Origin of the sequence: Sphaerospermopsis reniformis (assembly GCF_005402885.1) — a bacterium.
Lineage (GTDB): Bacteria > Cyanobacteriota > Cyanobacteriia > Cyanobacteriales > Nostocaceae > Sphaerospermopsis > Sphaerospermopsis kisseleviana.
In genome coordinates this window covers 22,466-33,353 of sequence record NZ_BJCE01000033.1, presented here as the reverse complement: position 1 = coordinate 33,353, position 10,888 = coordinate 22,466, and the positions used below count along the sequence as shown (strand labels likewise).

The following is a 10,888-nucleotide window of genomic DNA, read 5'->3' as shown; positions in this document are numbered from 1 at the left end:
GCCAACTGGAAAGGGATAAAAACTGGGATTATTCAAGGATTGCCTGAATGGTGTAAAGATGCGCCATATCAAATTAAATCTATTGCCATTAAAGATGCTTGCCAAGCTGTTAAAAATGCTAAGAAAATATGAACCGAGATTTGAATGGTGCGCGAGGAATTTATGTCTAGGCTTGCGCTCGACACAAGTCTTCGTGCATTGGTTGATACGCCTTGGTTGAGAGATAATCTCAACTTATGTATTTGTTAGCATTAGTTAGCAAAAAGGTATCGGTTTTGACTTTATGTTGACCTTTTTTATATCTAAACAAAGAAACCATCAGCCCTAAACCAGTGTGGTAAACAAACAGACCAGAAAGGTTGATAAAGGACAAGTCCACGGTTTAACATACCAGCAACATAACTCATGGAACTTTTTGCCATCACTAGGCAGTCAGCGTAAGCTAAATGATCCATAACGGAAAACACATTCATGTCAACAAAAAGTCTTACGTCCTCATCCTCAAGAATCTTTAAGTCATCATCATCGGAGTAGGAAAATATGTAAAATCTAGGACGGGCTTTTCTAAAGTAAAAACGTAGATGATTAATTAATGCCTGGATACACTGGCTTGAGGTATAACGCTCAGTCCACCTATTGATAGTAACATCTCCTCGCCTCATATGTATTGCAATATTGAAGTCAAATGGGGAGTAAACAAGTTGTGGATTTCTCCTCAAGAAAAAATGATTCCTTATATTGTCCAAAACATCTACAAATTCTTGAGGGTTTCCATCACTATAGCCATGGCAGTATAAAACACGTATATTTAGATCGTTTTTACTGGTAATAGCTTCATAAATTTTATCAACAATTGAATGATAATTGTCTACAAATAAATAGTCTTGATTATTTAATCTAGGACTGTATAGATTAGTAAGGTCTAGATAATTTTCCCACTTTGCTTCCCAAAGAGGATCATTGTTATAGTTATGCTCAACTTTAATCAGTGGCGTATGATGATATCTTATACCCATACTATTAGCAAAAACTATCGTTGAGATACAAGCATGAAGTTGTGCGCCGCCTCCGTCTCTTTTTCCCGCACAAGTTATACTTATTTTTGCTTTTTCATCTAGGGCGCTTTTTTTAATGTATTCAAGTTTTTGACTGGTTTTTTTGCTTCTTAAACCATTAATATGCCGGAGATATTGTTGAAATAATCCGGATTTTTCTAGATTAGAAAAAAGGTTTTTTGTTAGCCTGTTCAATAACACAAATTCCATCCATATAGATAAGAAATAAGAAGATAGGACTTACGCACTGTACAAATTCACCATGATGTGCATGAACTAAAATCCGCCATTTCAGGCTTTTGACGATTAACTTCTGATCAATAGCAAACTGCTTGCAGCAGCGCTTCGCTATCGCTTAAAAATCATTAAAAAACCACGTTAAAATGCCTGAAACCCATACCTCATATTTGGTTGATCCTGTCAATGCGTAAGTCCTAGAAGAAATAAAATGCCATCAGTCAATGATGATAATACATATGTATTGTGATTATAACTATTACCAACAACGCCTAATTGCTTCAAATTCATCAATAACCGCAAAAATTTGTTTAGCATAGTCTTCAACTGTCCATTTTTGAGATCTTGCCAAGCCCTTTGCTATCAAGTTTTGACGTAAACTGTTATCTTCCCATAACAGTTTAATAGCACTAGCAATATCTTCAGGTTTTTTGGGGTCAACCAAAAAAGCAGCATCCCCCAATTGCTCTTGTGCACCTGGCACATCAGATGCAATTACGGGACAGCCCAAGGACATAGCCTCTAACGGGGGTAAATTGTCTGGTCCAAAAAAGGTCACAAAGGTAAGCGCAAAGGCATTACGATATAATGATGCCATGTCTTCTTGAGGGACAAAACCCAAAAAATGTACTTGACTTGACAAGTTTAATTCCTTTGTTACTGTTTCAACATAGGATTTGTTACCTGGATCAGAACCAACAAGTACCAGTGGCAACTCCAGTGCGTATTTTTGCTGTAGAGTTTTAAGTGCCAATAAAAGTCCAATGTGATTTTTGTGTGACCAGAATTGTGCAGGATAAAATAAATAGTTAGGGGGGATTGAATATTTATTCAACAAGTCCTCACTAGTTACGCCAACTGGTGATAGTTGGGGAGTGAAAAAAGGTATAACCTTGATTCTCTCAGAAGGCACTTGATAAAATTTCTCGATTTCGGATTTACCCACTTCCGTGCCAGTAAGAATAAATGTAGCACGCTTAAATAGCTTAGAATAGTAGTTTTCTTTTTGATCCCATACTCCTATTTTACTTACCTCAGGGAAATATGGCTGCAAACGGTGCTGTAGATCCCAGATGGGGATGATATAAGGAACATCAAGTACGGGAAAAGTTTCTGGTGTAAGACTTAAATTCACTTGTACTTGATTAGCAATTAACAGGTCTAGTATGTATTTTTCATATAATTCCATTCCGGTTGGAAGGCTAAATTTGCTACTTGGACTCCTGAGTTTACGGAAGATTTCTTGTACCAGTGCTAGTATTTTAGACTTAATTCTAGCTTTCAAAGACCAGTCAAGAGAAACCAATTCAAGGGATGATCCCAGATGTTTGGTGTAGTGATGACTACGTGTAAATAAAATGATCCTATGTCCTGACTCGGGAGCTAATTGCAAAAACGCTTGTAATAATTGAGATCCAAAAGTGTAAGCTCCTCCAGACTGGGGAGAAATTTGGGCGTTGACTAACAAACCGATTCTCATTTAATTCCTCACCACAAAATAAACTCCCCAACTATCGAAGCCTGACGGTTTGTTAGTTAACCATTCTCCATGGCTAATTAACTCCATTTGTAGTTGATTTAAGATTAATTCTATTTCTGGCTTAAACAAATACCGCATTCTGTGGGTTTCTCGCAACTCATTCACTTCGTCAGTAGTTTTATCTCTAATAAAAACATGGTAATTCACATCTACCCAATTTTCATTCGGATACATTATTGGTTCCGCTATCCGGGTAACCAAAATCTGATCATCTTCTAGGCGTTTAACCCTAACAGTGGGCTTTTCTGTCAATACTGCTGGACCATACCACACATCAAAAATACAAACTCCTCCCAATTTAAGATGTTTTTTGATAGTGTTAAAAGTAGCTTGCAAATCTTGATTAGTGGTTTGATAACTAACAACATGAAATAAGGAAATAATGACATCAAATTGTTGATTTATGTCAACGGTTCTCACATCTCCTAGAGAGAATTTTAACCGGGAAGCTACTTCAGATCCAACATTGGTGAGGCGATCATTTGCCGATTTTAACATTTCTAAGCTGCGATCAACTCCATGAACTTGATAGCCATACTTAGCCAATAATTGAGCATGATGACCAGTACCACAACCCAATTCGAGGATTGTTTGTGCTAAAGGTACATGAGTTTGTATTAAATCGTGAATAAACTTAGCTTCTGCAAGATAATCCTTGTCTTGATAAAGCAAGTCATAATAGCGAGAATAGTTGCCGAAAATAGTCATCAAATTAATTACTTATTTTAATTACTTATTAACTCAGAATACTCCTGAGAGTATTTGTCACTGTCACAACTTGATCTTCCGTTAATGCCAATCCACTGGGTAAGTAAAAACCACGGCGGGCTAACTTTTCTGCTACCGGACAGCATACACCATCAAATAGTCCCATTTTTTGCCAAACGGGCTGCTCGTGCATACACCAGAAAAATGGACGAGTACCAATTTTATAATCACTGAGTTTCTTCATCACTGCTTCGCCATCAAGGGGAATCTGTTCATCTAAAACAATTCCATACACCCAATAAATATTTTCTGCGTAGTCAGTTTTCTCTAGGGGTAACTGAATGCCAGGTATATCTTTTAATAAATCTGTATAAAGTTTTCCCATACTTCTCTTGCGAGCAACAAACTCATCTAGGCGCTCTAACTGGGCTACTCCTACAGCTGCTTGTAAGTTACTCATGCGCATATTCCACCCTAATTCTTCGTGGACAAATCGCTTATGGGGTTGAAAACAAAGATTGCGTAAAGATTGACAACGTTCCGCTAACTGGGGATCGTCTGTAACAATTATCCCTCCTTCACCAGTGGTAATGTGCTTGTTAGGGTAAAAACTGAAGGTACTGATATGGCCAAAGCTACCACAGGGACGGTTTTTATAGGTTTGACCGTGCATCTCAGCGGCATCTTCAATTATATACAATCCATACTGATGAGCTAAATTAATTATTGGATCCATATCTACGGGCAATCCATAGATGTGAACCACCATAATGGCTTTGGTGCGGGGAGTGATTTTTGCCTCTATCTGGGTGACATCCATATTCCAAGTGAGGGGATCACTATCCACGACTACTGGTATAGCTCCAGATCTCACAATGGCAGCAGCGCAAGAAATAATGGTAAAGGTAGGTAAAATTACTTCATCACCCGTTGTAATTCCTAATGCAGCCACAGCAGCATCTAGGGCGGCGGAACCATTGCTGACTGCAATACCATGTTGCCTTCCCACACGGTCTATAAAGTTTTGTTCTAACTGCTTGACAAAATGACCTTCAGAAGATATCCAGCCAGTATCAATACACTCAATCAGATATTTTTTTTCGTTGCCATCTAATAATGGCTGATTTACTGGAATAGGTTTCATTTACGAATTTAAACTTTCTATAATTTTCGCTTGTTCTTTAGTGATGCCAACAAATCTAGTTTTGTCTTGTTCTCCCAGGTAAGGGCCTTGTTTAACCTCTATCATTTCAATTTCTTCTAATACTTCAAAGCCGTGACCTCCAGTGATTAAGAGAATGACATCTCCTGTTTCTAATACACGACTTTCTAAATACTCTTGTTGGTCATTGTAAAAGTCCACACGCAGTTTACCGCGTTTGATAAACAGTACCTCTTGGGTGTAAATGACTTCACGGGGAACGGGGTTATGCACATGGGGTTGAATAATTTTACCCATGGGGTGGTGCATATAAGCTAGTTGTTGGGATAATTCATCACGGGTGAAAAAGTGAATTCCCGGTTGGTTGAATCGGTGGGAAATGATTATGGATAGCAGTTGGTTATGGTGAGTGATAGATTCGAGCATAAAGATTGTGGCACATGAATAAGGTATTAATGGTGCTGCTGGGAAGAATTTGTTCGGTAAATTTTACGTAGGACTTACGCAAAAAGGAACGAAAGTAGGGGTAATTCATGAATTACCCCTACGCAAGAATAAGGTTTTCAGTCACATCTTGCGTAAGTCCTAGTTTTGTATTTTTGTATTTTTTAGAGGCTAGACTTCTTGCCAATCCATATTTTTCACGAGTTCCCATCTGTAAGTTTGAGCATATTTTGTGTAGGGATTATTATGACAACCTCTTATAGTTTATGTCCTAATGTTGATGGCTACAGCTATAAGTCAATATTTTGGCAATTTATAATCCCAATAATCTGGTTTAACAATCCAATCTAACAACTTGGGATTTTGCCGAATAGCACCCCGGTGAAATTTAACTCCTTCATGGTAAAAATGATTGAACCTAGATTTTAAAATTTGCTCTCCCGAATCTGTACTATTCTGTAGCGTAGATTTTTGGTCTTTGAGTTGGCCGAGAGTAGTCTTTATGATATCTTTAAGATGCCTTAGTACCGGATACTGTTCTAAATAACCATGAAACTCGTCTAAGTAACTATAGCCTACTTTCCTAACGTGCGTGTATGAACTGGACACACCTTGATAAAAGTAGCGTTGTTCAAAGTATTCATATGTCATTCTTGAGGCAGGCACTCTGTGAAAAACTAAGGCATGGGGATGGTAAATAGAATTGAGTTTTTGTTCGTTAGCTTTCCTTGTTAACCCTGTTTCCCCATCTCCTTGAAAATGCTGTAAGTATTTGGGAATACAATCAGGATGAAACCCACCAAGGTCAAAGAGTGCTTGACGACGAATGGAAAAATTCAAGCCCCATACATAATTAGCATCAATTTTTCGCACTTCCTCTCCAAAGTCAAGTAAACTCAACTCGCAACAGAATTTACCCAAAGGATGTTCCATCCAAAACCACTTTAACCATTCAGGCGGTTCAGATTCATATTTAGGTAAGTTTCTCCCCCCAATTAATTGAACATTTCTATCTTGAAAACCCTCATTAATTGCCGCTAACCAGTCAACAGACGCTTCAATATCATCATCCACGAAAATACAAATTTCTCCCTTACTTTCTAAAGCGCCTCGATGTCTTCCAGAAAGAAGGCCTGGTTCCGGTTCATAGACATAGCGAATTTGGTGTTTGGAACAACTTTGAATTAATTGTTCACTTACAGACTTTGTGTTATCTGTAGAACCATTGTCAATGATCAAAATCTCATATTCGTCTGTGTAAAAACTTTGTTGAGTTAGTGAAAGAACACATTGCTTGAGATACCTGTCTCGGTTGTAGGTTGGAATAATAATTGATGCGAACATATGTGTAGTCTCGACCTGCTTTGTTTTTTCAAATAGTTGTTGGATATTTAGTAGCCCAGATCGGAAATTGCATCATAATGACCAACTTCCGATTTAAACAGTTTGATATCGTAACCAAACCAAGTAAGGAAAAGTATAATAATTGGCATATTCATTTAAATTAAATGAGTTTGGATATTTTCCCACAATTTGCGGCTTTTTAGGGTAATTTTGTCCCGTAAATACGATTCTCGATTTAGATAGCGCTGACTTGAATTTAGAAGATTTAATGGAATTTGAGAAGATAACCGTGAGAGTAAACCCTGATGATTATGCCAATTCTCTCGAATAGCCTTAAGTTTGTTTTCAATCAGAAATGGATACATTTCATCGTAAAGATTGGGAGATAAGATATCTAAAATTGATATTAGTTCCTCTTTGGTGTTGAAAGTCAGTATCCCTTTTGGATTAAACAATTCAGAAATCTCAGGACAACCATAATAAATGGGAACAGTCTCTAAAAGCAGGCAATCAACAAGTTTTTCAGAAAAGTAATAATTACTAGCCACATTTTCCATGGCAATGGAAAAATAATAAGGGGCGATCGCCTCTCGTTTCCCTGGTACAGGATTAATTGATTTACCAAAGCACTCAACATTATTTGCAGTTAAACACAGATCGGCGATTTCTTGACGAAATTTATAAGCCCCATCATCGGGATGAGCTAAACTCCCCATAAATGATATTAATTTTGATTTTGGTGGATGCTCGGCTAAAATCTGTTCTGAGTCTATCTCATTTGTAATGCCTAGCCAATTGGTTCCAAATATTAGAGGTTTAAAAGGCTTTCCCAAATCCAGTAAGTGTTGTTGGTGTGTGAAGACAATGGGAAACCTGCGGACAATTTGGGCAATATGCTGGTAAGAATAATCAATTGGACTTTCTGTTAACATAGCAATGCGCCGATCTCTTGGATAGCGAAATACTTCATTGGATAAGACTGCCTTGCTTGCAAAAAGTCCCAGAACAAACTCCTGACCAATTTTTAAACTCGGTTCAAAAATGAAGTTAAAAGTTTGGTCTTGGAACCTGACGGTAATCGAGTCTTGACTTACCTGCTCGCCATATACATCGATGTTATAGCATTTCATTTTTTTGCTTGAGTGTATTAATCCGAACCTGAGATGAACGGGTCATTTTTTGAATAAGAATTTGATTATTGCGATCGCCGTTGGCTTTTTTGGGAGCGGAGGGGTGCCAAAGGTGAATGAAAGGCAACCACCCTCCTTCAGATATTTTACAAGTGCGTAAACGATCTAAAAATTCAGTGTCTTCTCCCCCCCATCCCCAAAAGTCTTGATCATGTCCACCAATGTCCCAGTAAGTAGATTTGTGTAATGCTAGAGGGGTAGGAGTATTTTCAACAATTTTTTCTACATTTATGCCAGATACCAATTCCTGGGCATTAACTACATTAACTATATGTTCAGTTGACTGACTATCAACATAAAAAATTAATCTTGCTAACCTGGCACTAGAAATTTTACCTAAAACTTGATTACATTCAATGACAAAATTAATTGGAACAACAAAGTCAGCATCTAAAATAATTAGTTTTTCAGATTTAGCTTCTCTAGCCGCTTTATTCAGTGCGGAACTCTTATTAAACCCCTTCTCAGGTTGCGGGTTGACTTGATGAAAATAACGAACATCAGTGGGCAACTTATTTCTCAACAGAGGTTCGGGAGATTGTTCAACAACAATGATTTCGTAATCAACATCAACTTGGGCACGGGCTGAGGCTAAAGCCAATTCAAATTGCGGAAAACGCTCTATACCGCCAACAACAAATAAAATTGAACAATCTGGCTTGTTTGATAAATTACTTTTAGATTCAAAGTTGAGTTTTACAGGATATAGTTGTAAAACGTGCTGTAGAATACCTAACCCCACCCCGGGAAAAACCCGTGAAACTGTTAGCTGGGAAGAAAATTGCCACTGACAAATTCGCCCCCCGGTAATTAGATCAGGTTGCAAAACTTCAGAACGATTACACAGATCCAACCAGCTTAAACCCAGCAATTGGGCTAATTTAGGGGATCTTAATACTAACTCCGTTTGCCAGCGCTCGTTCAGCCAACATCCTAACTGCTCTTTTAATGTTGCCATCGGTTATCTGTCTCCTAGTTTTTTGGCAGGGACTCCACCCCAGATTTCGTAGTCAGGAATATCATGATTAACAACTGCATTGGCACCGACTACAGCACTATTGCCAATAGTAACCCCTGGCAACACGGTTACACCAGATCCTAACCACACATCATTCCCTAGTATTACACCAGTACGGTTTTGATCTGATGGTTGCACTTTAATCGGTAAAGTCCTGTGTTTTTGATGATTACTGGCAACTAATGTACAGAATTGGCTGATCAGACAGTCTTCCCCAATCTGGATGTCACCACCCCCAGCTCGTAAATTATTGTACTGCCCAATCCAAGTGCGATCGCCAATGATAATATTGCCGTAGCCATTTAGGGTATCCCCAAATGCCAGTATATTTCCTTGACTGATGGTGACTTGTCCTGTAAGTTGTAGTCGTTGAGGTTCGTGATTGATGAAAATCACATCATTACTAATTTTCGCTGTGGGAAAAGCTTGACGTATTCGGTCAACCTTAGCCAAGTGAAAACGACGTTCTCCTAAATCTCTGATCAACAGCGGATCCCGCAGTTGCCAGATTCCTTGAAACCAAGTTTTTAGCATTAGTTACTTAATAAGTTTCTCCATGTTTGAGAGGTTTTATCATAATCCTGATATTTCCCAACAGATCTAATAACCTACTTAAACAGGGATGTATAATCAACTTTATTGAAAGTATCTAAACACCCGTTATCGGTTGCATCCAATATGCTTACACCTCGCTTTAAGGCAATTTGATTAAGTTTAGCATAAGATCCATAGGTCTTAAGGATATCCTGAGCAACACTGATATACTTCTGATCACTTGAAATCATCTCTGGAGTTGACTCTGGATAAAAGTGAGTTACCTCATACTCTTGTCTAAAGAATTTATAAACATAGTCGTGATCACAACCAATCAGAATAATGGGATTACAACCCATATACATAGCTATCAGAATACTCAGCATAGGAGTGTGTCTAATTCCTGGTATAGGCCTGGTGAAGTCAATTTGAATCTGTTCCGAAATATGGTCTCGGTAAAGAGAAGAGTAAGTAGCAAATCCTAGTATCTTGTCTCTTATTACAGATGGAATCTGGATTCCATCATTAGCTAAGAATTCCAGTAAAGAATAATCAAAAACATAAAATAGGGGGTTTATTTTGTCGAAAATATCCAATAAGAGAGATGTTGGAAATGATGATGGGTTCCAAGGATCTCCTGAGCAATAAATTGTTGGTTGCCATTCTTTAAGAATTTCGTGGTTAAAAAAAGCATTACAAACTATGTTGATCTCATTTTTAAGTAAAGATAAGTCCTGTCGATTAATTGAAGGACCATTACCAATTACAAAACATCTTTTACCTTGATAAATGTTCCTTAGCTTGATATTTCTATCAAGAATCCTTGCATATTCTATAGGATAATTTCTAACATTTCTATAATCTATTAGAATACTTTCAATCCGGCTTGCAATGTATTTTATGGCATACAATGTTTTTGGAGCTAAAATCCAATCAGCCAACAGCGATTTGAGGTTTTGCATTTTTCCAACTCTGAAATAAAAAACTATTGGTCAATGAATAGACCGTTCCATTGTTTGGTCGAGGCTTCCTCTGAATATCTTAGCCTTGCTAGATCCCAAGCATTCTGACGGATATTTTGCCAACACTCTGGATCTGAATTAGGACTTACGCAAGTGTCACACCAAAAATCTGTTTTAGGGTGCACCGACTACAGCACCATTGCCAATAGTAACCCCTGGCAACACGGTTACACCAGATCCTAACCACACATCATTCCCTAGTATTACACCAGTGCGGTTTTGATCTGATGGTTGGACTTTAATCGGTAAAGTCCTGTGTTTTTGATGATTACTGGCAACTAATGTACAGAATTGGCTGATCAGACAGTCTTCCCCAATCTGGATGTCACCACCCCCAGCTCGTAAATTATTGTACTGCCCAATCCAAGTGCGATCGCCAATGATAATATTGCCGTAGCCATTTAGGGTATCCCCAAATGCCAGTATATTTCCTTGACTGATGGTGACTTGTCCTGTAAGTTGTAGTCGTTGAGGTTCGTGATTGATGAAAATCACATCATTACTAATTTTCGCTGTGGGAAAAGCTTGACGTATTCGGTCAACCTTAGCCAAGTGAAAACGACGTTCTCCTAAATCTCTGATCAACAGCGGATCCCGCAGTTGCCAGATTCCTTGAAACCAAGTTTTTAGCATT

General features: G+C 38.1%; 11 protein-coding genes. All 11 read right to left on the bottom strand.

Features of this window, described 5'->3' with window-relative positions; translation table 11 throughout:
* Positions 1-302: 302 nt before the first annotated feature.
* The 11 genes from FFR48_RS07175 to FFR48_RS07125 all read right to left on the bottom strand — a co-directional run bounded on the left by FFR48_RS07175 (position 303) and on the right by FFR48_RS07125 (position 10,887).
* Positions 303-1,250, bottom strand: a complete 948-nt coding sequence (locus FFR48_RS07175) for an O-fucosyltransferase family protein (protein WP_137666878.1) — start codon at positions 1,248-1,250, stop codon at positions 303-305.
* 301 nt (positions 1,251-1,551) lie between these two features.
* On the bottom strand, positions 1,552-2,685 hold the full coding sequence (locus tag FFR48_RS07170; RefSeq protein ID WP_236104019.1) for a glycosyltransferase family 4 protein: 1,134 nt from the start codon (positions 2,683-2,685) through the stop codon (positions 1,552-1,554).
* Between the two features lie 87 nt (positions 2,686-2,772).
* A complete protein-coding gene (locus FFR48_RS07165; protein ID WP_137666876.1) occupies positions 2,773-3,540 on the bottom strand; it encodes a class I SAM-dependent DNA methyltransferase in 768 nt (255 codons plus the stop codon).
* A 28-nt stretch (positions 3,541-3,568) separates the two neighbouring features.
* Positions 3,569-4,684, bottom strand: a complete 1,116-nt coding sequence (locus tag FFR48_RS07160; RefSeq protein ID WP_137666875.1) for a DegT/DnrJ/EryC1/StrS family aminotransferase — start codon at positions 4,682-4,684, stop codon at positions 3,569-3,571.
* Positions 4,685-5,128 (bottom strand): cupin domain-containing protein, encoded by a 444-nt coding sequence (locus FFR48_RS07155; RefSeq protein ID WP_137666874.1) that lies wholly within the window; start codon positions 5,126-5,128, stop codon positions 4,685-4,687.
* A 315-nt stretch (positions 5,129-5,443) separates the two neighbouring features.
* Positions 5,444-6,490 carry a glycosyltransferase family 2 protein gene (locus FFR48_RS07150; RefSeq protein WP_137666873.1) on the bottom strand — a complete coding sequence of 349 codons (1,047 nt, stop codon included), beginning with the start codon at positions 6,488-6,490 and terminating at the stop codon, positions 5,444-5,446.
* Positions 6,491-6,645: 155 nt separating this feature from the next.
* Positions 6,646-7,620: a glycosyltransferase family 10 domain-containing protein gene (locus FFR48_RS07145; RefSeq protein WP_137666872.1), complete on the bottom strand. Its 975-nt coding sequence runs from the start codon at positions 7,618-7,620 to the stop codon at positions 6,646-6,648.
* Positions 7,607-8,638, bottom strand: coding sequence for a galactosyltransferase-related protein (locus tag FFR48_RS07140; RefSeq protein ID WP_137666871.1), 1,032 nt, complete (start codon positions 8,636-8,638; stop codon positions 7,607-7,609). Before FFR48_RS07140 ends, FFR48_RS07145 begins: the two co-directional genes overlap by 14 nt.
* 3 nt (positions 8,639-8,641) lie before the next feature.
* Positions 8,642-9,232: an acyltransferase gene (locus FFR48_RS07135; RefSeq protein ID WP_137666870.1), complete on the bottom strand. Its 591-nt coding sequence runs from the start codon at positions 9,230-9,232 to the stop codon at positions 8,642-8,644.
* A 74-nt stretch (positions 9,233-9,306) separates the two neighbouring features.
* Positions 9,307-10,194: a motility associated factor glycosyltransferase family protein gene (locus FFR48_RS07130; protein ID WP_137666869.1), complete on the bottom strand. Its 888-nt coding sequence runs from the start codon at positions 10,192-10,194 to the stop codon at positions 9,307-9,309.
* 174 nt (positions 10,195-10,368) lie between these two features.
* Entirely contained in the window at positions 10,369-10,887 is a 519-nt protein-coding gene (locus FFR48_RS07125) for an acyltransferase (protein ID WP_137666868.1), read from the bottom strand.
* Position 10,888: the final 1 nt, after the last annotated feature.

Bases quoted from the DNA above. Each gene is read 5' to 3' on its own strand.
- FFR48_RS07160 (WP_137666875.1), bottom strand. From the start codon at position 4,684: ATGAAACCTATTCCAGTAAATCAGCCATTATTAGATGGCAACGAAAAA.
- FFR48_RS07155 (WP_137666874.1), bottom strand. From the start codon at position 5,128: ATGCTCGAATCTATCACTCACCATAACCAACTGCTATCCATAATCATT.
- FFR48_RS07125 (WP_137666868.1), bottom strand. From the start codon at position 10,887: ATGCTAAAAACTTGGTTTCAAGGAATCTGGCAACTGCGGGATCCGCTG.
- FFR48_RS07150 (WP_137666873.1), bottom strand. From the start codon at position 6,490: ATGTTCGCATCAATTATTATTCCAACCTACAACCGAGACAGGTATCTC.
- FFR48_RS07165 (WP_137666876.1), bottom strand. From the start codon at position 3,540: ATGACTATTTTCGGCAACTATTCTCGCTATTATGACTTGCTTTATCAA.
- FFR48_RS07135 (WP_137666870.1), bottom strand. From the start codon at position 9,232: ATGCTAAAAACTTGGTTTCAAGGAATCTGGCAACTGCGGGATCCGCTG.
- FFR48_RS07140 (WP_137666871.1), bottom strand. From the start codon at position 8,638: ATGGCAACATTAAAAGAGCAGTTAGGATGTTGGCTGAACGAGCGCTGG.
- FFR48_RS07145 (WP_137666872.1), bottom strand. From the start codon at position 7,620: ATGAAATGCTATAACATCGATGTATATGGCGAGCAGGTAAGTCAAGAC.
- FFR48_RS07130 (WP_137666869.1), bottom strand. From the start codon at position 10,194: ATGCAAAACCTCAAATCGCTGTTGGCTGATTGGATTTTAGCTCCAAAA.